The 25,868-nt window shown below is 39.3% G+C and carries 20 protein-coding genes and 2 pseudogenes; 13 read left to right on the forward strand and 9 right to left on the reverse strand.

Annotation, left to right across the window (positions count from 1 at the left end; translation table 11 throughout):
- Positions 1-122 precede the first annotated feature (122 nt).
- The 8 genes from ileS (at position 123) to H0486_RS00470 (ending at position 11,246) form a co-directional block, all read left to right on the forward strand.
- Complete coding sequence (gene ileS / locus H0486_RS00435) at positions 123-3,335, forward strand: isoleucine--tRNA ligase (RefSeq protein WP_228351141.1); 3,213 nt, start codon at positions 123-125, stop codon at positions 3,333-3,335.
- Between the two features lie 277 nt (positions 3,336-3,612).
- The gene (locus H0486_RS00440) at positions 3,613-3,855 is read left to right on the forward strand and encodes a DUF3795 domain-containing protein (RefSeq protein ID WP_228351142.1); all 243 of its coding nucleotides are present in this window, start codon (positions 3,613-3,615) and stop codon (positions 3,853-3,855) included.
- 252 nt (positions 3,856-4,107) lie between these two features.
- Positions 4,108-4,425 (forward strand): cyclic-di-AMP receptor, encoded by a 318-nt coding sequence (locus H0486_RS00445; RefSeq protein WP_228351143.1) that lies wholly within the window; start codon positions 4,108-4,110, stop codon positions 4,423-4,425.
- Between the two features lie 287 nt (positions 4,426-4,712).
- Positions 4,713-5,873 carry a trigger factor gene (gene tig, locus H0486_RS00450; protein WP_228351144.1) on the forward strand — a complete coding sequence of 387 codons (1,161 nt, stop codon included), beginning with the start codon at positions 4,713-4,715 and terminating at the stop codon, positions 5,871-5,873.
- Positions 5,874-5,893: 20 nt separating this feature from the next.
- On the forward strand, positions 5,894-7,897 hold the full coding sequence (locus tag H0486_RS00455) for a YgiQ family radical SAM protein (protein ID WP_228351145.1): 2,004 nt from the start codon (positions 5,894-5,896) through the stop codon (positions 7,895-7,897).
- Positions 7,898-8,204: 307 nt separating this feature from the next.
- A complete protein-coding gene (locus H0486_RS00460) occupies positions 8,205-9,794 on the forward strand; it encodes a DEAD/DEAH box helicase (protein ID WP_228351146.1) in 1,590 nt (529 codons plus the stop codon).
- Between the two features lie 227 nt (positions 9,795-10,021).
- Positions 10,022-10,405, forward strand: coding sequence for a Fur family transcriptional regulator (locus tag H0486_RS00465; protein ID WP_228351147.1), 384 nt, complete (start codon positions 10,022-10,024; stop codon positions 10,403-10,405).
- A gap of 298 nt (positions 10,406-10,703) precedes the next feature.
- Positions 10,704-11,246, forward strand: a complete 543-nt coding sequence (locus tag H0486_RS00470; protein WP_228351148.1) for an NADH peroxidase — start codon at positions 10,704-10,706, stop codon at positions 11,244-11,246.
- Positions 11,247-11,372: 126 nt separating this feature from the next.
- Here the strand turns inward: H0486_RS00470 and H0486_RS00475 are convergent, their stop codons facing one another.
- From H0486_RS00475 to H0486_RS18620, 6 genes and pseudogenes are all read right to left on the reverse strand, one after another.
- On the reverse strand, positions 11,373-12,290 hold the full coding sequence (locus H0486_RS00475; RefSeq protein WP_228351149.1) for a GNAT family N-acetyltransferase: 918 nt from the start codon (positions 12,288-12,290) through the stop codon (positions 11,373-11,375).
- Between the two features lie 138 nt (positions 12,291-12,428).
- A complete protein-coding gene (locus H0486_RS00480; RefSeq protein ID WP_228351150.1) occupies positions 12,429-14,123 on the reverse strand; it encodes a methyl-accepting chemotaxis protein in 1,695 nt (564 codons plus the stop codon).
- A 221-nt stretch (positions 14,124-14,344) separates the two neighbouring features.
- The gene (locus H0486_RS00485) at positions 14,345-14,728 is read right to left on the reverse strand and encodes a hypothetical protein (RefSeq protein ID WP_228351151.1); all 384 of its coding nucleotides are present in this window, start codon (positions 14,726-14,728) and stop codon (positions 14,345-14,347) included.
- Positions 14,729-15,063: 335 nt separating this feature from the next.
- Positions 15,064-16,812 (reverse strand): NADH-dependent [FeFe] hydrogenase, group A6, encoded by a 1,749-nt coding sequence (locus tag H0486_RS00490; RefSeq protein WP_228351152.1) that lies wholly within the window; start codon positions 16,810-16,812, stop codon positions 15,064-15,066.
- Positions 16,813-16,886: 74 nt separating this feature from the next.
- Positions 16,887-18,674 (reverse strand): NADH-quinone oxidoreductase subunit NuoF, encoded by a 1,788-nt coding sequence (gene nuoF, locus H0486_RS00495; RefSeq protein WP_228351153.1) that lies wholly within the window; start codon positions 18,672-18,674, stop codon positions 16,887-16,889.
- A gap of 18 nt (positions 18,675-18,692) precedes the next feature.
- Positions 18,693-18,833: pseudogene (locus H0486_RS18620) on the reverse strand ((2Fe-2S) ferredoxin domain-containing protein); the annotation flags it as partial.
- A 112-nt stretch (positions 18,834-18,945) separates the two neighbouring features.
- Here H0486_RS18620 and H0486_RS00505 point away from each other — a divergent pair.
- Positions 18,946-20,283: a transposase family protein gene (locus H0486_RS00505; RefSeq protein ID WP_228351154.1), complete on the forward strand. Its 1,338-nt coding sequence runs from the start codon at positions 18,946-18,948 to the stop codon at positions 20,281-20,283.
- Positions 20,284-20,478: 195 nt separating this feature from the next.
- Here H0486_RS00505 and H0486_RS00510 read toward each other — a convergent pair.
- The 3 genes and pseudogenes from H0486_RS00510 to H0486_RS00520 form a co-directional block, all read right to left on the reverse strand.
- Positions 20,479-20,727 (reverse strand): annotated as a pseudogene (locus H0486_RS00510) ((2Fe-2S) ferredoxin domain-containing protein); the annotation flags it as partial.
- 148 nt (positions 20,728-20,875) lie between these two features.
- Positions 20,876-21,433, reverse strand: a complete 558-nt coding sequence (locus H0486_RS00515) for an ATP-binding protein (protein ID WP_228351155.1) — start codon at positions 21,431-21,433, stop codon at positions 20,876-20,878.
- Between the two features lies 1 nt (position 21,434).
- Complete coding sequence (locus H0486_RS00520) at positions 21,435-21,929, reverse strand: NADH-quinone oxidoreductase subunit NuoE family protein (RefSeq protein WP_228351156.1); 495 nt, start codon at positions 21,927-21,929, stop codon at positions 21,435-21,437.
- A 336-nt stretch (positions 21,930-22,265) separates the two neighbouring features.
- Here H0486_RS00520 and H0486_RS00525 point away from each other — a divergent pair, with 336 nt between their 5' ends.
- The 4 genes from H0486_RS00525 to H0486_RS00540 all read left to right on the forward strand — a co-directional run bounded on the left by H0486_RS00525 (position 22,266) and on the right by H0486_RS00540 (position 25,865).
- Positions 22,266-23,573, forward strand: coding sequence for a diguanylate cyclase domain-containing protein (locus H0486_RS00525; RefSeq protein WP_228351157.1), 1,308 nt, complete (start codon positions 22,266-22,268; stop codon positions 23,571-23,573).
- A gap of 96 nt (positions 23,574-23,669) precedes the next feature.
- Positions 23,670-24,026, forward strand: coding sequence for a DRTGG domain-containing protein (locus tag H0486_RS00530; RefSeq protein WP_228351158.1), 357 nt, complete (start codon positions 23,670-23,672; stop codon positions 24,024-24,026).
- A complete protein-coding gene (locus tag H0486_RS00535) occupies positions 24,019-24,444 on the forward strand; it encodes an ATP-binding protein (protein WP_228351159.1) in 426 nt (141 codons plus the stop codon). The genes H0486_RS00530 and H0486_RS00535 overlap by 8 nt, the downstream gene beginning before the upstream one ends.
- A gap of 140 nt (positions 24,445-24,584) precedes the next feature.
- Positions 24,585-25,865: a [Fe-Fe] hydrogenase large subunit C-terminal domain-containing protein gene (locus H0486_RS00540; protein ID WP_228351160.1), complete on the forward strand. Its 1,281-nt coding sequence runs from the start codon at positions 24,585-24,587 to the stop codon at positions 25,863-25,865.
- Positions 25,866-25,868 lie beyond the last annotated feature (3 nt).

Consider the following 25,868-nt stretch of genomic DNA (forward strand, 5'->3'; position numbering starts at 1 on the left):
TTTATATACTTTAAAGGAGGAAAATTCCTCCTTCGAGTTATTGTATATTATAATTATTTAAGGGAGGATAAATCCTCCTGCAACATTTTTATTAATTTTATATACTTTAAAGGAGGATTCACATGTACGATAAGGTGTCTACGGATTTGAACTTTGTCGAGAGAGAGAAAAAGGTTCTTAATTTCTGGCGGGAAAATCAGATTTTTGAAGCCAGCATTGAAGAGAGGAAAGGGGCTAAGTCCTATACCTTTTATGACGGGCCGCCAACAGCGAATGGTAAACCTCACATTGGCCACGTACTTACAAGAGTAATTAAGGATATCATTCCGAGATATAGAACTATGAAGGGCAATAATGTTCTTCGTAAGGCCGGCTGGGATACTCATGGACTTCCCGTAGAGCTTGAAGTGGAGAAGCTTCTTGGGATAGATGGAAAAGAGCAAATCGAGGCCTATGGATTGGAGCCGTTTATTCAGAAATGTAAGGAAAGTGTTTGGAAATACAAAGGAATGTGGGAGGATTTTTCCGGAACGGTAGGCTTCTGGGCTGATATGGAGGATCCTTACGTTACTTACCATAATGATTATATAGAATCCGAATGGTGGTCTTTAAAGCAGATTTGGGAGAAAGGCTTACTGTACAAAGGCTTTAAAATTGTACCTTACTGCCCGAGATGTGGTACCCCCTTATCCAGTCATGAGGTTGCACAGGGCTATAAGGATGTTAAGGAGAAATCGGTTATCGCTAAGTTCCGTTTAAAGGGTACGGATAACGAATACATTCTGGCTTGGACTACCACCCCCTGGACATTGCCTTCGAATGTGGGCCTTTGTGTAAACCCGGATGAAACCTATGTGAAAGTTAAGGTATCCGTGGATGCGAAGGGAAATGTTATTGGAAAGGGTAACTGTTCCTGTGGACATGATCACGGAAAGGATCATGAGCATGAGGCGCCTGTTGCTGTTGGAACAGAGAAATATATTCTTGCAGAAGCACTTCTTAGTGTAATTGAAGGAGACTATCAAATTGAAGAAACCTTTACCGGTAAGGATTTGGAATATAAAGAATATGAACCGTTATTCGATTATGCTAAGACTGATAAAAAAGCCTACTTTGTTACCTGTGATCATTATGTTACATTAACCGATGGTACCGGTGTTGTTCATATTGCACCTGCCTTCGGTGAAGATGATAACAGAGTGGGTAAGGCATACGATTTACCGTTTGTTCAGCTGATTGACGGAAAGGGTGAATTTAAGCCGGAAGCAACGGATTTTGCAGGTATGTTCTGCAAAGAGGCTGATGAACCGATTATGAAGGCTCTGGCAGCAAAAGGACTATTATTCAAGGTATTAAAGTTTGAGCATAGCTACCCGTTCTGCTGGCGTTGTGACACTCCTTTGATTTACTATGCAAGAGAATCCTGGTTTATTAAAATGACAGCGGTTAAGGATGAGCTGATTGCAAATAATAATACGATCAATTGGATGCCTGAGAGTATTGGACAGGGACGCTTCGGCGACTGGCTAAAGAATGTTCAGGACTGGGGTCTGTCACGTGATCGCTATTGGGGAACTCCTCTACCGATTTGGGAATGTGAGGATGGGCATCGTCATTGTATCGGAAGTATAGAAGAGTTAAGATCCATGTCCGACAATTGTCCGGAAAATGTTGAACTCCATAGACCATTTATTGATGCAGTGACAATTAAGTGTCCGGAATGTGGTAAGGAAATGACCCGTGTGAAACCGGTTATTGATTGTTGGTATGATTCTGGTTCCATGCCATTTGCGCAATGGCATTATCCATTTGAGAATAAAGAAATATTTGAGGAACGCTTCCCGGCTGACTTTATCAGTGAAGCGGTTGATCAAACCAGAGGCTGGTTCTACTCTCTGCTGGCGATATCCACTCTTATCTTTGGTAAGGCACCTTTTAAGAATTGTATCGTTCTGGGTCATGTACAGGATGAAAACGGACAGAAGATGTCCAAATCTAAGGGAAATGCAGTAGATCCATTTGAAGCACTGGAACAACACGGAGCAGATGCAATCCGTTGGTATTTCTATACAAACTCCGCTTTATGGCTTCCTAATCGTTTCCATCATGGTGCGGTTACGGAAGGACAGAGAAAATTCATGGGTACCCTGTGGAATACTTATGCTTTCTTTGTTCTTTATGCCAATATTGACGATTTTGATGCTACGAAGTATCAATTGGATTACAATAAACTACCGGTTATGGATAAATGGCTTCTTTCGAAGCTGAATACTCTTGTAAAAACTGTGGATGAACATCTGGATCAGTATCGTATTACTGAGGGAGCCAGAGCGATGGCAGACTTCGTTGACGAATTATCCAACTGGTATGTAAGACGCAGCAGGGAGCGCTTCTGGGCGAAAGGAATGCCCCAGGATAAAATAAATGCATATATGACATTGTATACCGCTCTGGTTACGGTCTCTAAGCTGGCAGCTCCATTTATACCGTTTATGACAGAAGATATCTATCAGAATCTGGTGGTGAATTTGGATTTAAATGCACCGAAGAGTATTCACTTGTGCGAATATCCGACATATGAGGAAGCTTGGATTGATACTGAGCTGGAAGCAAACATGGAGGAGGTTCTTGATATCGTAGTACTTGGTCGTGCTTGTCGAAATGCAGCGAATATAAAGAACCGTCAGCCCATTGGAACCATGTATGTCAAAGCAGATGCAACTCTGAGTGACTTTTATACCGATATCATCGCAGATGAGCTAAATGTAAAGACGGTTCAATTTACACAGGATGTACGTAACTTTACTTCCTATACCTTTAAACCTCAACTTAAAACATTAGGTCCGAAGTTCGGTAAACAGATTGGTACGGTTCGTACTATACTGGCAGAGCTTAATGGCAATGAGGCGATGGACCAGATCAATGCAACCGGTAAGCTGAAGATTGTTGTAGATGGAGTGGAAGTAGAGCTTGATAAGGATGACTTACTGATTGAGGCGGCACAGACGGAAGGCTTTGTTTCCGACTCGGATTATGGAATAACCGTGGTTCTGGATACAAATCTGACTGAGGAACTCATTGAAGAGGGATATGTCAGAGAAATCATCAGTAAAATTCAAACTATGCGTAAGGAAGCAGACTTTGAGGTAATGGATCATATTCGCGTATCACAAAGCGGAAATGAGAAGATTAAGGATATCATGAAACGCAATGCGGAGGAGATCAAATCGGAAGTACTTGCAAATGAATTGATCTTTGATGAGGCAAAGGGTTATACGAAGGATTGGAACCTCAACGGCGAAGAGGTAACACTCGGTGTAGAAAAGCTAGCATAGTCCTTGCGGTGGCATCTTAGTCATAAATTCAGAACAGTGATAATAATTAGTTAAATAACGAGGGCGCTGTTGTATAATATACTTACAGTGATTATGACTTACCTCACACACAGAACAGAAGTACACATTGTCAATTCTGTATGTCTCAGATGAACATAAAAGTTCGTCTTTATCCATACAGAATTAACAATATGTTCTTTTGACAGTGCATTATGGCAAGTCATAATCACCGTTGTTAATTAAACAACAGCGCCCTTATTTTATTGCTTGTCGAATTATGATTAACGAATGTGAGTATAGGGAAAGTATGAATTGTGCAGGCTGCACGAATATTAAAAAACCATTTTGGGGAGAGCAATGTCCGGTTAAATCTTGTTGTGAGAACAAGAAGCTGGAGCATTGCGGACAATGTCAGGATTTCCCCTGCTCATTATTGAATCAGTTTGCTTATGACAAGGAGCAAGGAGATGACGGCAAAAGAATACAACAGTGTATTCGCTGGCGTGATGGTATAAAATAGTAAATCATAGGGGGATACGGTATAATATACTGGCAGCGATTATGGTAAGTCATAATCGCTGCTTTTTTATTAGTCGCCACCCCTTACGTTATTTATCGTTGTGAATTGTAGTAATCTATGATAACAAACTTTACATTCCCCTAACGTTATATTATAATGAAATTAGAAATAGAGTATACATAAGAAACTGTTCAAATATATCAATCTGGTACCGTTTTCACGAGATCAGCTAATTAGAAAGGACGGGATTTTATGAAATTAATTTATGTAATTGTCCGAAATATTGACAGTGGCTACGTAACAGAAGCGTTAAATAAAAAAGGATTCTATGTTACTAAGCTGGCATCCACGGGAGGTTTTCTTAGAGAAGGGAATACAACCTTGATGATTGGAACGGATGAACCGAAGGTGGATGAGGTAATTGATATTGTGAAAGAAAAATGCGGTCCAAGGCAGCAGATTTTTACGAATCCGGTTGGAAATATAGAGTATGCTTCTATGAATACAGTGGTACATGTGGGAGGAGCAACTATATTTGTAATGGATGTAGATCGTTTTGAGAAGATATAATTACAAATATCTGAGAGTACATAATAAATAACATTTATAAAGGTATATTATCACGGAGGGACATTCACCCGGACACGTGATAATATACCTTTTATCGTATTTCATATTAGTAATCATTTAACCGGAGCAATTTATGATTTGTTCAACATCATGAAATATTTGTGAAATGATGTTTTTTGCTTTCTTTTTACTTGAAAATATGATATAACCATGTATAGTAACGCATAAAATTATTTCGGTCATAGTACTTATACAACCGATTTAGGAAAGAGGAAGGAATTATAAGAATGAAGAAAAAAATAGTGTATTTGGTATTAAGTATAAGCATTCTTGCATTAGCAGGGGGCTGTGGTAAGAAAGACTCTAAGAATGATTCTGAAACCAATCAAACTTCTGATGGCCCAACTGTAACAGAAGCTCCTGATAATACAGCTTCAGAAGACACAACAGATACTGCAGGTGCAGTGGATGAGGCACCCGTGAAAGAAGACTATAATGTAAATGATTATGTTAAGCTTGGACAGTATAAGGGAATTGAAGTTACGGTAGATAAATTAGAGGTTACAGATGAAGATGTTGAGGCGGCTATTCGAGCGGACTTGGAGGCACATGCAACAGAAGAAGAAGTAACCGGCAGAGCAGTAGAGTCTGGCGATATTGCAAATATAGACTATGAAGGACTTAAGGATGGTGTTGCTTTTGATGGTGGCACTGCTACAGGATACGATTTAACGATAGGATCAGGAACCTTCATCCCTGGCTTTGAAGATCAGATTATCGGTATGAAGGTTGGTGAGAAGAGAGATATTAACCTTTCATTTCCTGAGGAATATCCGTCTGAGGAGTTAGCAGGACAACCTGTAGTATTTAAGGTTACCTTAAATGCTATTAAGAAAACAGTAGTACCTGAATTAACAGAAGAATACGTGAAGAATAATACTGAATATGATTCAATAGAAGCCTATAAGGCAGCAGAGCGTACACGTTTAGAGGAAGAAAACAAGGAAACCATGAAGAATAACAAGGTTAACAGCGTTATGACAACCGTTATTGATAATGCTGAGATTATCTCTTACCCGCAGACACTGATCGATTATTACACTTATGAGGTTGTAAGCTATTATAAGAGCTTTGCTTCTCAGTATGGTATGGAATACGCGGATTTCCTTGCTGCCAATAATATGACGGAGGAAAGTGTAGCACAGGAAGCAAAAGCTTATGCAGAGAATAGAGCAAAACAGGAACTGGTTCTGAATGCAATTGTCACAGCAGAAAAGATGGAGCTATCCGATCAGGAGTATAAGGATGGACTGAAACAGATTGTTGATGAATATGGCTATGAATCAGAAGAGCAGCTAATAGAGTATATTACGGAGGATGTAATTAAGGAAACTCTGTTATGGCAAAAAGCCATTGATTTTGTGGAAGCACAGGCAGTGGAGATCTAATTATAAAGAAAGAAAAAAATATGCATAGAGATTATTTACCGATTAATAAAAGTGACATGGAACAAAGGGGGTGGGATCAGTGCGACTTCGTATTTGTTATAGGGGACGCCTATGTGGACCATCCCTCCTTTGGTCCGGCTATTATCAGCCGTGTACTGGAAAGTCACGGTTTTAAGGTTGGCATCATTGCGCAACCGGATTGGAAGGACAGCCACAGTATAACTCTTTTGGGAGAACCAAGACTCGGATTTTTGGTGAGTGGTGGCAATATGGACTCCATGGTAAACCATTATTCCGTTGCCAAGAAACGAAGACAGACAGATGCCTATTCTCCGGGTGGAGTTATGGGTAAACGACCGGATCATGCCACAACGGTTTATTGTAATCTTATCAGAAAGCAATATAAGAAAAAACCGATTATTATCGGTGGAATAGAAGCAAGCTTAAGAAGACTCGCCCATTATGATTATTGGAGTGATAAAGTTAAGCGATCCATATTACTGGACTCGCAGGCTGATATCATTTCTTATGGAATGGGCGAGCATTCCATTGTAGAGATTGCGGAGGCGCTGGATAGCGGGCTCGATATCAAAGATATTACATTTATTAATGGAACGGTATTCAAAGCAAGTAATCTGGATTCGGTATATGATGCAACAGTGCTACCGAGCTTTCAAAGCATTGTGGAAAGTAAAAAAGAATTTGCTAAAAGCTTTTATATTCAATACTGTAACACGGATCCTTTTTCCGGTAAGAGATTAGTGGAGCAGTATAAAGAAAACGAATATGTGGTACAGAACCCGCCAGCGAAACCACTGACGCAAACGGAGATGGACCGGATCTACTCTCTGCCCTATATGAGGGATTATCATCCGGTCTATCAGAAGGATGGTGGAATACCGGCTATCGAAGAGGTTAAATTTAGCCTGGTTAGCAATCGCGGCTGCTTCGGAGGCTGTAATTACTGCGCATTGACATTTCATCAGGGCCGCATTCTGCAGACCCGAAGCCATGAATCGATTGTAGCAGAAGCGAATCAGCTGGTATGGGATAAGGATTTTAAGGGATATATTCATGACGTGGGTGGGCCGACGGCCAACTTCCGTCATACGGCCTGTGCAAAGCAAACCACAAAGGGTGCCTGTATTCATAAACAATGCTTATTCCCTGAGCCTTGTAAAAGCCTGAAAGTAGATCATACTGATTATTTAGCACTTCTTCGCAAGTTGAGAGCTCTGCCAAATGTTAAGAAGGTGTTTATACGTTCGGGTATTAGATTTGATTATCTTATGACGGACCAGGATGATACCTTCTTTAAGGAGCTATGTGAGCACCATGTCAGTGGCCAGTTAAAAGTGGCACCGGAGCACATCTGCGATAGTGTACTGGGATTGATGGGTAAGCCAGAAAACTCAGTTTATGAAAGGTTTCAGGCAAAATTCAAGAAAATTAATGAGAAAATAGGTAAAAAGCAGTTCCTGGTTCCTTACTTAATATCTTCTCATCCCGGATCCACCCTGAAACAGGCAGTTAAGCTGGCTGAATATTTAAGAGATATGGGGTATATGCCGGAACAGGTGCAGGATTTCTATCCCACACCATCCACAATATCCACCTGTATGTATTATACGGGTTTAGATCCTCGAACCCTTGAGGAAGTTTATGTTCCAAAGTCACCACATGAGAAAGCAATGCAGCGGGCCCTGATCCAGTATCGTAATCCGAAAAATTACGATTTGGTGATGGAGGCTCTTAAGAAGGCGGATCGTATGGATCTGGTGGGCTTCGATAAGAAGTGTCTCATTCGACCAAGACAGTTGTCGAAGGAAAGACGCTGGATTGAGAAATCAAAGAATAATGAGAATAATGCGAAGACGAAGATAAGTAAGGCCGCTAATGTAAAGAAACAAGATAAATTGAATAAAGGGAATAGCAAGCAACGAAATACACAGTATGGAAAAGATACGATTAAGGGTAGTCGAAAGAAAAATGCTTCCAACCACAAAGGTGTTAGAAACAGATAGATGATTTCAAGATGATTTGCTCAATTAGAAAATACCTTGACAAGGGATAGTTGGAATGTTATACTACGCAAAGTATCTGTTTCATTAATATTAAATGATTCAGCTCTTGGTCCAAAGGACTAAGAGCTATTTTTACGGATGACTTATCGTCCAATCCGAAAATGATGATTGCCCGGAATTTCTACATAGTAGGATAATCTGGTGGAGAATATATGATAAGGGATACAATGAGAATATTTAAATATGCAACGAAGCAAGATGGATATTCTCAAGGATGCCATTTGACAATATAGAAATGAGGAATTATATGGAGAAATTAAAATTTGAAGAATTAGAAATAAACCCCAGCATTATACGAGCTGTCGAAGCTATGGGGTTTGAGGAAATGTCGCCGATACAAGCGAAAGCAATCCCGATCGTTTTACAGGGAAGGGATATTGTTGGGCAGGCACAGACAGGTACTGGTAAAACAGCAGCCTTTGGTATACCGTTACTTCAGAAGGTGGACGTAAAGAATAAAAGCTTACAAGCAATTGTATTATGTCCGACCAGAGAGCTTGCGATTCAGGTAGCTGACGAGGTACGTAAATTAGCACAATTCATGCATGGAATCAAGGTACTTCCAGTATATGGAGGACAAGAAATCTCAAAGCAGATTCGTTCATTAAAATCCGGTGTACAGATTATTATCGGTACTCCAGGACGAGTTATGGATCATATGCGACGTAAAACAGTGAGGTTTGATAATGTTAACATGGTTATACTGGACGAAGCAGATGAAATGCTGAATATGGGATTTCGAGAGGATATTGAAACGATTCTCAGCCAGGTACCGGAGGAAAGGCAGACGGTTCTGTTTTCAGCAACGATGCCCGGTCCTATCTTAGAGATTGCCCGTACCTATCAGAACAATGCCGAGATGATACGAGTGGTTAAAAAGGAGCTAACCGTTCCAAAAATTGAGCAGTATTATTATGAAGTTAGTCCGAAAAATAAAGAGGATGTTCTTTCAAGACTTCTGGATATGTATAATCCAAAGCTTTCGCTGGTATTTTGTAATACGAAAAAACAAGTGGATGAGCTTACAACTGCATTACAGGGAAGAGGATATTTTGCAGAAGGATTGCATGGTGACCTTAAGCAACAACAGCGAGACCGTGTTATGCATAGCTTTCGTAGCGGAAGAACAGAGATTCTTGTAGCAACCGATGTAGCCGCACGTGGAATTGATGTGGACGATGTAGAGGCAGTATTTAATTATGACGTTCCTCAGGATGATGAATATTATGTACATCGTATCGGACGTACCGGACGTGCCGGACGGGAGGGAAGAGCCTTTACCCTTGTAGTAGGTAGAGAAGTATTTAAGCTAAAAGATATTATGAGATATTGCAAGACGAAGATTAAGGCACAGCCCATCCCTTCAATTAATGATGTCACCGCTGTGAAAGCAGAGAAGGTACTGGATAAGCTGAAATCCATCATTGAGAATGAGGATTTGAGCAAGATGGTTAATCTGATTGAAGAGAGAGTCAATGATGAGGAATATACTTCTCTTGACATAGCAGCTGCTTTTCTGAAGATGTATATAGGAGAGGATCTGGGAAAAGAGGAGGATAGTCTGCTGGAAGACTTCGGAGATACTGGAGCAGAAGCGGGTATGGTTAGACTTTTCATTAACCTTGGTAAGAAGCAAAATGTTAGACCGGGAGATATCCTTGGTGCTATAGCTGGAGAAACCGGTATGCCAGGAAAACTTATTGGATCAATCGATATGTATGATAAGTATACTTTCGTTGAGGTACCAAGAGAATATGCATCCGATGTAATACAGGTCATGAAATCGGCTAAGATAAAAGGAAAAAGCATTAATATAGAACCGGCAAATCGTAAGTAATTAAAAAGGAACAGAAATATATTCAGAATGGGAGTAGTTGCATTAGTTAATTTATTCTACTATGCAATAATTGATATGAAGGATATATATCTGTTCCTTTCTGCTACAATCAGATACGGACTGTGGACTGTACTGTAGTTATATTTGTGTAGAGCTGAGATCATTTCTTGACTTTATACGTAAAGAAGTATATAATAATAATTACTATTATTGAAAGGAGATAGCATATGGCTGTGAATAAGTACAGCAGACAGAGAGAAGCGATAAAGGAGTATCTTGCCCATACCAAAGAGCACCCTACTGCAGATATGGTCTATATGAATATAAGACAGACCTATCCCAATATCAGCTTAGGAACAGTATATCGTAACCTAAACCTGTTGGCGGAACAAGGCGAGATATTAAAAATCAATTGCAAAGACGGCAGTGATCGCTTTGACTGGAATTGTGATCCGCACTATCATTTCTTATGTAAAGGTTGCGGAAGAGTTATGGATATAGAAATGGAATCTATAGATCATATTAATGTAATCGCAGGTGCTAGTTTTCCTGGTAAAATTGAAGGACATGTAACCTTCTTTTATGGTCAATGTCCAGATTGTTGCCAATAGTAGAAAGTAAAGAACAGTTTCAGCTCAGTCGTGCTGAGTTTAGCAGAGAAGGAACAGGAAATATATTTCGATGCAGTTGTAAATACACTGCCATAAGATATATTTCCTGTTCTTATTTTATCAGGTATCCAGGTGATTTTGACTGGGCTTTATGGATAATAAAATAGAAAAATATTCAAAATAGGTATTGACAAAAGAGAGTAAGGAGTGTATTATACATATAACAATAATAGTTACTAATATTGATATGTAATATTAGAACTATAAAAAATTAGGGTGAATAAAAGGAGATCATAGTATGAAAAAGTATGTATGTCAAATATGTGGTTATGTTCATGAAGGTCCGGAGGCTCCAGAAGCATGTCCGATTTGCAAAGCGCCGAGAGAGAAATTTACTGAGAAGTCAGATGAATTATTCTGGGCAGATGAGCATGTTGTAGGTGTGGCTAAAGGCGTTAGTGAAGACATCATCAAGGACTTAAGAGATAATTACATGGGTGAATGTACTGAAGTAGGAATGTACTTAGCTATGGCGAGAGTAGCTCATAGAGAAGGATATCCGGAAATCGGTTTATACTACGAGAAAGCCGCATGGGAAGAAGCTGAACACGCAGCAAAGTTTGCTGAGCTTCTTGGTGAAGTTGTAACAGATAGTACTAAGAAAAATTTGCAAATGAGAGTGGATGCAGAAAATGGTGCATGCATGGGCAAGAAAGATCTCGCAACCAGAGCGAAAGCAGCTAATCTGGATGCAATTCACGATACAGTTCATGAGATGGCAAAGGATGAGGCCAGACATGGTAAAGCCTTTGAAGGTCTCTTGAAAAGATATTTTAGTTAATTACATATTAACATTGCTTACCTCTAAAAGTATATGTAATACTCATTATGTATACTCCCCCTTATATATTGTTCCCAGAAGAAACAGCCCTGTTCCTAAACAGGGCTGTTTCTATGTTTACTTTTCTTACGAAATTGTTTGTAATTCATAGAAGTACCTTGCATACTCTGATACATGCCCTAACTTACCATATAAGTGAATAGTCTTGTCATACGAGCCTCCAATAAAAGCGGTCATTATATTGTTTTCATACAACCTTTTCATACAGGCCTTAAGAACCATTTGAGCATATCCTCTATTATAATAGTCAGAGTGAGTGCATACCCTTTCGATTTCAGCAGTATTGTTTTCATAATCGATGAAGGCTTCACAGCCAGATATATGTTTACCGTCATTATTAACTAACACAAAGTCGAATTTGGCATTATAAATAGGGCTTTGCCTTGTATATTCTTTAATCTGCATATCTATTTCATGACTATAAGATTTTGACCAGGCATTTGTCCTAAGATTAGCTTGTTCCTCATAATTACAATTCTCAAACATGCTTTGGAAGAATACAGACGAATCTTCAATAGTATAATCTTTGTATAAGCTTGTACGAAACACTCGTGTCATCTCAAGGCAATTACTTCTTTTATATCCAGCATCTTCAAGGAATTTAATATATTCTGTATCGGTCTGTAATGCTGATGTAACTAATTTGTCATATTTATTTTCCCATTCTGTTTTAACCCAGTCTAGTAATTCTGGATATAAATATGAATATTGCTCTTTCAAAATTATCGTAAACTCATTATCAAACTCTTCTGAAATTACAAAACCAATAAGATTATGGAAATAATCGAACCATAAATGGGCTGCCTTATTGTAATTATCGGGAAAATGCCTTTTAAAATTCGAAAGATTATATTTCCAGTCAACAATACGTCCAATATGCCAAACAAAAAATTCCTTCTTTAATGAGTTGTACTGAACAATGAATTTACATAAATTCTCGAAGTCGTTACTTTCATAAATGAAATTACGGTGATAAGTCTTCATAGTGTACCTCCAAATAGTTTATTTACACGATAGTATACTATCATTATAAATCTTATGGAAAATAGAAGATATACTAAAAATGATTATAAATTGTTGTGTACACTAAAGCTCACCAAATGTAGGGCATAATAGACTTTTCTATATCTTAAAGAATTCTACCAAATCACTAAGTTTCGTAGCAATTTCTTTGTTGGAGTTCGCATTCTCCAATACAATATCTGTCTTTTGGAAGATGGAGGAGGATTTCTCTGCAATATCAGTAGATCCCTTGGTACCTTCTGTAGTTGCATGGGACACTTCTTCAATGGAACGGCGGATATAGGTAATAGATTCGCTTAATTGAGATGTAGAGTTCATAATCTCAGTTACCATTTCTTCAACCGTACTCGCATCCGTATTATATTGCTCTCCGGTCTGTACAAGTACCTCATAATCCTTAATTACCTTGGAATCAACAAAATCAAGTAATCGTTTGGAGTTTGTGACAATCTCATCCACTGCGGTTGAGATCACATTGGAGATTTCTTCGATTTGGGATACTGCATTCTTTGATGTTGTAGCAAGAGATCCGATTTCGTTCGCAACAACGGCAAAGCCCTTTCCGGCTTCTCCTGCCCGTGCTGATTCAATCGAAGCATTTAAAGCTAGGAGATTTGTCTGGGCAGTCAGCTTTAATATGGTTTGTGTTAAGTTCTTAATCTCGTCGATGGCGGATGCTTTTTCTATGGAGCTACGCAGCTCTTTGTTTGTTGTATTATAGATCTCAACAGCATTTCTTTGTGAGTCAATAGCTACCTTCATCAGATTCTCAGCACGTTCCTTAATTTCTGTGGCAATGCTCTGACCATGGGTTGTTTTATCATATACTCGAAGGATTTCTTCCTCAATGACAGCGGAAGTAGCATTCATTTCTTCAGTAGAAGCAGAGGTTTCCTCCATACCTGCGGATAATTCTTCCGTTGTAGCTGAGATTTCCTCTACATCACGATATACATTGTCTGCTCCTTCTGCCAGTTGCTCGGAAGAAGCTTCGATTTTTTCTGTCACTTCTTTAATGGAAGTTATAATGGAATTAATATGGTCCTGCATACGAATAAAGGAGCGTACAATATCACCCAGTTCATCTTTACGGTTGATACGTTTACTGATGAATTGTATGTTAAAGTTACCATTTTCCAATTCACCAATATCCTTCTTTAGCAATTTGACATTATTTCCAATAAAGTTTCCAATAAAATATGCTACAACAGAACCTAATAGCATAAAGATAAAAGATACGAGAGTAATAGAAGCCATAGAACGATTAACTTCCTTATCGATTACCTCAGAGTAGATACCAACAAACCACATACCGATGGTATTGCCCTTTGCATCCTTGATCGGAGTATAATATGTATCAGCTTTTTTTCCGAGAACTACGGCGGTCCCGACATATGGTTCGGATTTACCAAGCACAACATCAATAACAGCCTCTGATGCTTGGGTGCCCACCTGTCTGGCTCCAGATGAATCCTGTATTGTGGTTGCAATTCTCGTGTCACCGGCGAAGAGTGTTACTAAAGCACCGGTATCCTGAGAAAGCTGATCAATCACTTCATAATTTTCATTTAACAGGGTATCACCTTTATACAGATTATTACCATCTAACCTCCACTCACCGGGATAGTAAGTATCCAAAAGAGTTTGTCCAACAGAAGAATAATTATCCAGTTCGTTTAAGGTTTTATTGCTTACGATGTCAGTAATTTTTCCTCTAAAAAAAAGAGTAATTAAAACAGTAATGCTTACTAATAAAAGATCAAGCGCTAGAGTGATTTTCCATTTGATTTTCATTGTTAAAACCTGCCTTTACATGAATTTAGGTAATCAATTAATAATATACATAATTATGGTAAAATAGTTACTATTATTAATTATTGTAATGACTACATTATAAGACTTTATTTCCAGATATGCAATAAATATATGAAATGAGTATAAAAAGAAAATGCTCCACTGAGTATGGTACGGCTCGAGGCTGGACAGTGGAGCATAATCTAATGATTCCAAGATGGCTATTTTGTTCTTAATACATGCATACAGTACACATAAACATTCTGAATTTTTTTCGCTTCAACTCCGTCTACATAGATAATGGGTTGGGTTTCACTAGGCGTTATATATATTTTAAATATAATACCGTCCTGATTCACCCTCATATTACGAATGTTCTTGTATTGGTAGTCCTTTTTTGGAATACCAATATAGTTAAAAATAATATCATATGTATCCGGGCGTGTGAAGCATAGTAAAATGTCATCCTTGTCATACATTCCGACAATTTCTCTGGCCTCTTCAAAGGTCATATTGGTACATTTGAATTCACCTTCGTTAAATAAGGTATTCATATTGCTGTTATCTAATAGAAGTAAAGGATTTCTGTCTCTTTTATGTTCCATGATAAACGCTCCTTTAATAGGGTATCAGGTAATAGAGTAAATATACCCCGATAGCTTTTGTTAATTCTAGTATATGAAATAGGAAGAGCCGTATTACTTCTACATGGATAAAATATAGGAATATGATTTAATAATATTATATAGGGATAACACTAGAATGGATTCAAGATTCGTCTTTTATTCAATATAAAAGGACTACAGAGGATTGAACTGACATCCCAGTTGTTGGATTATTAGTCTAACAACTGGGGCCGGTTTACTCAGTAGTCCTTTATCATTCATGACACTAGAAGTCTTAAAGTATACGATCTGGTGTATATTTAACTACGAAGGTATTAAATATTATTAACGGTTCTCTTTACGTAGCTTGTATGCAATATTTCATGTGCCTTATGGCTTCCTGGCTTACCAAAGTACTCAGCATAGAGAGTTTTGATTGCAGGATTCTCATGAGACTTTCTGATCTTCATTTCTACATCCTGTTTGTAAAGAGCTTTTGCACGAATATCTCTGATATCGGTAAAGTTTCTTACGGAAGCAGGCTGTTGAGGCTGACCGCCACCATTGACACAACCACCAGGACATCCCATGATTTCAATGAAATGATATTCTGCTTCTCCTGATTTTACGCGCTCAAGAAGTTCTCTTGCATTCGCTAAACCGGAAGCAACCGCAACCTTAATATCTAATCCGGCTACGGAGTAAGTAGCTTCTTTAATGCCTTTTACTCCACGTACCTCTTTGAAGTCAGGACTTGGAAGCTCTTTGCCTGTTAATTCCTCAACTGCTGTACGAAGAGCTGCTTCCATAACACCGCCAGTTGCACCAAAGATAACAGCAGCACCGGTGGACTCTCCTAGAGGATTATCGAACTCTTCATCCGGAAGGGATAAGAAGTTCAGACCTACACGATCAATCATTCTTGCAAGTTCACGGGTGGTAATAGAGATATCTACATCAGGAACACCTGCAGCATCCTGATCCTCTCTGCCGATTTCGAACTTCTTAGCGGTACAAGGCATTACGCTGACCATAACAATTTTCTTCGGATCAAGACCCATCTTCTCAGCATAATATGTCTTGGTAACAGCACCAAACATCTGTTGAGGAGATTTACAGCTTGATAAGTTATCTAACATGTCAGGATAATAGTGCTCACAGTACTTAATCCATCCTGGTGAACAGGAGGTAATTAACGGTAAAGTACCATTATTCTGTATACGATCAATTAATTCGTGTGCTTCTTCCATAATGGTTAAGTCAGCTGAGAAATCAGTATCAAATACTTTATCAAAGCCAAGTCTGCGAAGAGCAGCAACCATCTTACCTTGAACATTGGTTCCGATTGGAAGACCAAATGCTTCTCCAAGTGCAGCACGAACAGCAGGAGCAGTCTGAACTACAACATACTTGTCAGGATCAGCAAGAGCGGCAAATACTTCGTCAGTGTAATCCTTTTCAGCAAGTGCGCCGGTAGGACAAACAGCGATACACTGACCACAGGATACACAGCTGGTCTCACCTAAGCCCATATCAAATGCGCTTGCAATTACAGTATTAAAGCCACGCTCATTTGCTCCTATAACTCCAATACCTTGAATATTTTCACAAATAGCAGAACAACGTCTACATAGAATACATTTGTTGTTGTCACGATACATATGAGCAGCGCTATAATCAATATCATAGGTATTACGAGAGCCATCATATTGTCCTTCGTCTTCTACCTTAAGATCATTACATAGCTTTTGAAGCTCACAGCTTCCACTGCGAACACAGGATAAACATCTTCTGTCATGATCGGATAATATTAACTCTAAAGTTTTTTTACGGGATTCCAATACCTTTGGAGTATTGGTCCAGATTTCCATGCCTTCAGCAATCGGGTACATACAGGATGCTACAAGGCTTTTAGCGCCTTTGACTTCAACAACACAAATACGGCAGGCACCAATCTCATTAATCTCTTTTAAGTAGCAAAGAGTAGGGATATCGATGCTGGCAAGCTTAGCTGCTTCCAAAATTGTGGAACCCTTCGGTGCTTGAATAGGCATACCATTTATTTTTATATTAAACGTTTCCATTACAAACCTCCATCTACGTGCAAATGCACGCGTTTATAAAAATATGAGAAAGTAACTATGTGCTAAGGAATAATTTATTTCTTAGAGATGGCACCAAATTTACATTTCTCCATACAAGCGCCACATTTGATACATTTATCCTGAGCGATGACATGTGCTTCTTTAACCTTACCTGTGATAGCGCCATTCGGACACACTCTTGAACATAAGGTACAGCCCTTACATTTATCAGGATCGATCACGTAGGAAAGAAGGGACTTACATACGCCGGCAGGACATTTTTTATCAACGACATGTGCAATATATTCATCACGGAAGTAACGTAATGTCGACAATACCGGGTTAGGTGCTGTCTGACCAAGACCACAAAGAGCATTTTCCTTAATATAATAGCAAAGCTCTTCTAACCGATCAAGATCCTCCATGGTACCATTGCCACTTGTGATTTTGTCTAACATTTCGTAAAGACGCTTGGTTCCGATACGGCAAGGAGTACATTTACCGCAGGATTCATCGACAGTAAACTGAAGGAAGAATTTTGCAATGTCAACCATACAGTTGTCTTCATCCATAACAATCAAACCACCTGAACCCATCATGGATCCGATGTTGATTAAGTTATCGTAATCAATCGGAATATCATAATGTTCTGCAGGGATACATCCGCCGGAAGGACCACCTGTCTGAGCTGCCTTAAATTTCTTTCCGTTAGGAATACCACCACCGATTTCTTCGATAACCTCACGAAGTGGTGTACCCATAGGAATTTCAACAAGACCAGTATTGTTAATCTTACCACCCAATGCGAATACCTTAGTACCTTTTGATTTCTCGGTACCCATAGAAGCAAACCATTCGGGACCATTTAGGATAATCTGAGGAATGTTTGCATAGGTCTCAACATTGTTAAGGATGGTAGGCTTTTGGAACAGACCCTTCTGCGCAGGGAACGGAGGACGGGGACGAGGCTCACCACGATTACCTTCAATTGAAGTCATAAGCGCGGTTTCTTCACCACATACGAACGCTCCGGCACCAAGTCTTAAGTCAATATCAAAATCAAATCCACTGTTGAAGATGTTCTTACCAAGTAATCCGTATTCTCTTGCCTGATTAATTGCTATCTTCAAACGTTCAACTGCAATAGGATACTCTGCACGAACGTATATATAACCCTGGGATGCGCCGATTGCATAACCTGCAATAGCCATAGCTTCCAGTACTACATGAGGGTCACCCTCTAATACGGAACGATCCATGAAAGCACCCGGATCACCTTCGTCTGCATTACAGCATACATATTTCTGATCCGCATCATTGCCTTTTGCAAGCTTCCACTTTAATCCGGTAGGGAAACCACCGCCGCCACGGCCTCTGAGACCACTGTCTAAGATGGTCTGGATTACCTGATCCGGTGTATACTCGGTTAATACTTTACCGAGTGCTTCATAACCATTGGTTCCGATATATTCATCAATATTCTCGGGATTAATTACACCACAGTTACGAAGAGCAATTCTATGCTGTTTCTTGTAGAAGTCAGTATCATTTAAGGAACGAAGTCCATCCTCAGTAACCATTTCCTTATATACGAGACGGTTAACGATACGACCCTTTAATAAATGCTCAGATACGATTTCCGGAACATCCTCTACGGTTACCATAGAGTAGAAAGTTGCCTCCGGATAAATTATAACAATCGGTCCTAATGCACAAAGTCCATGACATCCTGTTTGTACAACTGCTACTTCATCCTTAAGACCGTTTTTCTTAATTTCTGATTGCAGTGCTTCAATAATTTTGGTACTTCCTGAAGAAGTACATCCGGTACCACCGCAGACCAATACGTGTGAACGATACATAATGTGTCCTCCTTCGAACTAGCCGAGTACTTCGGCAATCGTATATTTTTGTACTACCTGACCGCGAATTAGATGTTGTTCAACAACTTCAAGGGCTTTCTCAGGAGTCATTTTAACATAAGTCACTTTATCTTTGCCGGGTTCTAATACTTCTACGATCCAGGAATGAAAGGTAAATATTTTTCGCACTAATTTATCAGAAGATTAAGGCTAGTAAGATGATATTGTGATAAACTAAAAGAAAAGTTTTTCACAAAGGAGTATTTTACTAATGAAAAGAGCTGAGAAAAGACAGTTAAAAAAATCCGAGGGTAATCCTCTAGTTGAACTTTTGAAAGTGCAGAAACATTTTTATAGTAATCTTTGGAATGATTTTGCTGCGGTTCATGACCCGAGACATTCTAGTTATATCGATTATACATGTGATGTCATGCTGGCAATGCCTCTGATGAAAAATATTTGCGATATACGAAGCATGCAAGAAATGACCGAAACATTTAACACGGAAGATTGTATTGCGAATGCAGCGCTTATTACGGAGAAAAAGGAGCTATCAGAGCTACCGCATTATGTTACAGTAAATGATTTTTTAAGCCGTCTTAATCCGGATGAGCTCTCTAACATACGATCGAAAATGATAAAGGCTCTCATACGAAAAAGAAGCTTTGAAAAAGCACGATTCCTGGGACAACACTGGCTTGTCATCGTAGATGCGACTCAACTCTATACTTTTAATAATAAGAATGATGACCAATGTCTTACGAGAACATTTACGAATAAAGAGACTGGCGAAAAAACAACCCAATACTATCATAGCGTTTTGGAAGCGAAGATAGTGCTTGGCGATGATCTCGTTGTCAGTATTGCTAGTGAGTTTATTGAGAATGACGGGGAAGATACCAAAAAACAGAAGAAAATGAGTGTTGAAGAGATTAAGCAGGACTGTGAGACAAAGGCATTTGAGCGACTTGCTACAAAGCTCAAGAAAGCGTTTCCACGCCTGCCAATCTGTATCATGGGTGACAGTCTGTATGCCAGTGAAAAGGTGTTTCAAATCTGTGATGATAATCAGTGGAAATATCTTATTCGATTTAAAGATGGGAGTATTCCATCGGTAGCCACGGAATTCCATATATTAAAAGAACGCGAGGTTCAAAATCAGAGAGATGGTGCGCGATGGGTTAACGGAATCGGTTACAACAAGCGCATGGTAAATGTAATGGAGTTCATATTTCAAAAAGCAAAGAAACAATTGCGATTTCAATGGATTACAAACATTGAGATAACGAAGAAAAAGGTATTGGAGTTTACAGCAACAGGAAGAAAACGCTGGATGATAGAAAATGAAGGATTTAATATCCAGAAGAATTACAGGTATGAAATAACCCACGCCAATAGTAAGAATTATAATGCGATGAAAAATCACTACCTGATAACTCAGATAGCAGATATTATCCTGCAACTATATGAAAAAGCAATACCAATCATCAAGGAACTAAAGAAAAGCATAAAAAATATATCTTCTGATTTGTTAGCAAGCTTTGGACGGCAACTAACAAGAGAAGATATATCCTATACAGAGAAACGCACTTCGTTAAGCATTTCTTGATAGGAACAGTATACCAAAGGAAGTGATAACTGAAAAGAGTAAATTTCAAAAAGAATAGAAATCCACAAAAAAAATGAGCATAGAGAAGTGCGAGTATACGATGTGGATAACTTACCTGAGAAATGACAAAACAGAGGATAGATTTCCACAATTGATGTTTTGGGCGATAACAGGAGAACTTAACGATGTTTACCTTTCAGTTCTGTCTACGATCGGCTCATATTGACATAAACCGATACATCCGGTCTGTGTTACTGCTACATTAGTAAGGCTTTTTGCCTGAACTGCTTCGGCAAGTGCGTTAAGAACGGGTCTTGCACCACTTGCGATACCGCAGGTCGCCATTCCTACTATAACGCGGGTCTGATCGCTACTTTCACTACGAAGTCCAATCTGGCCCTGCATCTTTTCTCTGATTGCCTTAAGCTCTTCTAGAGATTTCATGCTAATCCTCCTTAATAAAATAAAACTTTTTGTTACACTTCAGTTAAGGAGGATTTCCCTCCTTAATAAAATAAAACTTTTTGTTACACTTCAGTTAAGGAGGATTTCCCTCCTTAATAAAATAAAACTTTTTGTTACGTTCCTATCACTAAATGTGATATCCGTTGTCCGTGTCATGCTGATTTTCGAGCAGATACTCTTTGATATATGCGGATACTTCCGGGGTATTAAACGGAATGCCACCCAGAATATCCCGAAATTCACGTGTGTCTAAGGTGAATTGCTTATCGTCGAACTCATACCGATATACGAAGTCAATCTGCGTATTCAAAGTAATCAGTGTGTGAATGGTACTGCTCATGTCACCTAAAGGCATGCGGTCTATATGGGATAACCCAAATACAGCAACGACTGTTGTGCCAACTCCGGGTGTTGATTCAATCTTAAAGCTGCCGCCAGAGCAGATTGCTGCCATCTTAAAAAATGGAACCCCAAGGCCGATCCCCCTGGTTGTGCGGGTTGTAAAGAACGGGTCTTCGACTTTATGTAGCTGTTCCTCAGTCATCCCGCAACCATTATCGGTTATGGTTATTGTAAGTGTATCCAAGTCTCTCTGTATCTGAACTGATATCTCAATCAGAGTTGCGTTTGCCCTGATGGAATTGTTTGCTACATCCAATACATTAAGAGAAATTTCAGTCATCATATTATTCGTATTTTGCTAAAATGCCTTCAAGATCGTCTACAGTTAATTTACCGTAAACATCTTCATTGATAGTTAATACAGGAGCAAGACCGCAGGCACCAATACAGCGGCAGGACTCTAATGAAAACTTGCCATCTGCAGTACAGCCACCATCTTTCACTCCGAGCATGTCCTGAAGCTTATCGAATATATCTCCGGAACCTTTTACATAGCAAGCGGTTCCCAGGCATACAGATATATTATATTTGCCCTTAGGACTAAGAGAAAATTGTGAGTAAAATGTTACGATACCGTATATTTTTTCTAACGGTACATTCATTTCATTGGAAATAATGGACTGTACTTCTATTGGAAGGTAGCCGTATATTTCCTGTGCTTTTTGCAATACAGGCATCAGAGCACCTTTGTCATCTTTATGATCCGCTATGACTTTTAAAAGTGCAGCTTCCTGCTCTTTTGTTCCTGCAAAGGGGATTGTGTTAATTTGCGATCCCATTATTAAACCTCCTTGAATAAAATTGTGTCGCCACAAGCACTGACATTATATCATAAGTATGTTAAAAAATCTACAAAAATAATTAACAACAATCAGTATTATATTAAGAATCAATCTATGCATAATGTATAGTCTCAATTGTTATTTTTTTCAATTTTGACGAATGGTTAAGAAAGGGTTTCAGTGATAATGATTCCCCGATTGTAATTAGTCATAAATTGTATTATAATAAAAGTGCTTTATCAATTTTTAAACTGAATATAAGAATTCTTTAAAATATTATAGCAAAACGATGGAAGTATAAATCAGAAAGTACAAAATGAGGAAGGTGTCATAATGGAAGAAAAAGAGATACAGCAGTTAGAAACGTTGTTTGCAGCCGTCCCGGGTGGAATGGCGAATATTGTATTTGATGATATGCTGACAATTTTGTTTGCAACAGATACATTTTACTCCCTAATAAAAAGTGTTAGCGAAAAATCGGTTTCTAAAGCACCGACAGCACTTCTGAAAATCGTGTATTCCGCGGACATTATTTATGTCAACCATCAGCTTGCGGCACAAAAAAGCCGGAAGGATAACATGCTGAGTTTGCATTTCCGTACGTTACAGCAAGACGGGAGCTTTAAGTGGGTAATGATTACTGGAAATAAAACGAACCAAACACACCAGTCTGGATCTAAGGTTTATCCGATCTATTCCTGTATTGCAATGGACATTACTGATATCATGGTAAAATATAAGAAGCTGGAACAGACCAATGATTATCATCGTACAATAACTGAGCTTTCCAAAGATTTGTATTTTGAATACGAAATAGCGACAGATACGCTATCTTTTTCAGAGTTATTCCATGAAATATTCGGAAAGGATTCGCTAATAACAGGTTTCCGGAGTAAACTTGAAAAAACAAAGATGATACATGAAGAGGAACGCCCGGCGGTAGTTGGTATTTTCAATAGTATGATGAGCGGGAAGAAGCAGGTAAGATTTGAATTTCGGCTTATTACCAAGGAAGGGAATCCAGTTTGGTATATCTGCTATGCGTCCATTATCTTCGATGAATATCGCAATCCCTTTAAGGTAGTCGGGAAATTATCTGTGAAGAATTTCAAGAGCAAAGAGCCTGAGAAACCTGCTTATATACCTCAGTATGATTCCCTGACGAATGTATATACCAAGGAATCAGCGGAGTATCTGATAGCAGAAGCGGCATCCAACCTGGAGCCGGATTCACTATCAGCCTTATTGCTTATTGACATCAGAAACTATAAGAATATTAATGAGATAAGAAGGTCTATTAACGGTGAGAATATTTTAACTACCGTTGGAAATATACTGAAAACACGCTTCCGCTCCTCGGATATTATTGGTAGAGTGGGCATCAGTGAGTTCGTGGTTTATATTAAAGACATATGGTCCGACAAGAATGTATATGATAAGGCAGAACAGATCTGTGATGCAATTGACTTGATATACTCCTATGGACATACGAAAAACGGATTGTCTGTGAGCATCGGTATTGCACTCCAAAGAGGGGAGCAGGAATACCAGACCTTATATACCAATGCCAATACTGCACTGGTTTTAGCGAAAAAGACCAACGGCAGTTCATTCGAGGTGTTTAGTGGAGCAATTATATAATAAGGTTAGGGTGTTAGTGACGGAACAGCATACTCTTGACTAATCGAACAACAAGGAAAAGGAATAAAGCAGCAAATTATTATTTTGGAGGGTTTTATGACAATTAATGATGTGAAGGAAACATTAGGAGCAAGATATGTAATCGGAGAAGAATGGAAGGATAAAGAAGTTCATACTGCCTGCGGTTCTGATATGATGAGTGATGTACTTGCATTTATGAAAGACCAGTCTGTTTTATTAACCGGATTATGTAATCTTCAGGTAATCCGGACCTGTGAGATGATGGATATCATCTGTGTCGTATTTGTCAGAGGTAAGCTACCGGATGAAGCAATGATAGAGATGGCGAAGGAGAAAGAGATTGCCATACTCTCTACAGGCCACAGAATGTTCTCGGCATGTGGAATGCTTTATGAAAAAGGGTTACGGGGAGGTCCAACCTATAATGAGTGATGCTATCCGAATGACATATGAAGTACCTGCAGATGATTTTACAAGGGCTGGAGAAGCCTCCAGTAATGTTAAGAGTAAGCTGAAAAAAATGGGAGTAGATCCTGAGATTATCCGTAAAGTAGCGATTGCCATGTATGAAGGGGAGATCAATATGGTGATTCATGCTTCAGGAGGTACCATAGAGGTAATTGTTTCCCCCGAGGAAATTCTCATGATATTAAAGGATCAGGGTCCGGGGATTGAGAATATTGATTTGGCTATGCAAGCGGGTTATTCTACGGCCCCGGATAATATTAGAAATCTGGGATTTGGAGCCGGAATGGGGTTGCCAAATATGAAGAAGTATTCCGATGAGTTGAAGATAGAAAGTGTACTTGGAGTGGGTACTACGGTAACCATGAAGGTAAAAATGATTTAAATAATAGTGTGTGTAATCTCATAGATATTCTGCTATACCATACGAAACTGTGAGAAGAGGCGAGGGATACCCTTCTAGGTTGAGGTTGATTCAAAGGCGGATTAATCGGTATGACAGAAATAGAAATAGGGGGTATGATCATGGGCAAGTTTTATACATCGGTTCGATTAAAGGAAGACTTATGTATGGGGTGCATCAATTGTATTAAACGGTGCCCCACACAGGCCATCAGGGTTCGTAACCAGAAAGCAGTCATCACTAAAGAATTCTGCATTGATTGTGGTGAATGCATTCGAATCTGTCCGCACCATGCGAAAGAAGCTACATATGATACCCCGGATATTATGAAGAACTATGAATATACCATAGCGTTACCAGCACCATCCCTTTATGGACAGTTCAACCATCTTGAAGATGTGAATATTGTTCTGACAGCCTTAAAGAGAATGGGCTTTGATGATGTATATGAGGTAAGCGGAGCAGCTGAGATGGTATCTGAGCTTTCCAGAGAATATGTTAGGGAGCATCAGGAGAAGTGGCCGTTGATCAGTACGGCCTGTCCATCCGTTGTTCGGCTTATTCAGGTACGTTTCCCTAATCTGATTGAACATTTACTCCCAATTATTGCTCCGGTTGATATGGCAGCCTCGGAGGCTGTGAAGATGGCTATGAAGAAAACAGGCCTGCCGAGGGAAAAGATTGGGGTTATTTTTATATCTCCATGCCCGGCGAAAATGACAGCAGTGAAGTCTCCGATTGGAATTGAAAAGAGTGAGATTGATGGAGTGCTTGCTATAAAAGAAGTCTATCCTATATTATTGCCCCTTATGAAGCAATGTATCGATGATGTGGAAGAGCTGGGGATCTCAGGACGGATCGGAATTGGATGGGGAAGCACTGGAGGAGAAGCAGGAAGCTTATTAACCGATAACTATCTGGCAGCGGACGGCATAGAAAATGTTATTAAGGTATTGGAGGACTTGGAGGATCAGAAGTTTGACCGTTTGGAATTTATAGAGCTAAATGCCTGTGCGGGAGGTTGTGTAGGAGGAGTGTTAACGGTAGAGAATCCCTATCTGGCCAAAGTAAAATTACAGCGTCTGAGAAAATATCTTCCGGTATCCTGTTCGCATCTGGTTAGTAACAATACAAATGGTTATTGGACGAATGATGTAAATTATGAGCCCGTATTCAAGCTGGGAAATGATATGAAGGAAAGTATCGCGAATATGTCTCGAGTGGAGGAGCTCTGCGAGAAGTTCCCACGACTGGATTGCGGCTCCTGTGGAGCACCGACATGCAAGGCGCTGGCAGAAGATATTGTACGTGGGGTTGCTAATGAAAAGGATTGTATTCACATTCTGAGGGATTACATCCACAGATTATCGGATGAATTATCAAGGCTGGATACAAAAAAATAGTGG

It is taken from the genome of Variimorphobacter saccharofermentans (assembly GCF_014174405.1).
In the GTDB taxonomy this organism is placed as follows: domain Bacteria; phylum Bacillota; class Clostridia; order Lachnospirales; family Lachnospiraceae; genus Mobilitalea; species Mobilitalea saccharofermentans.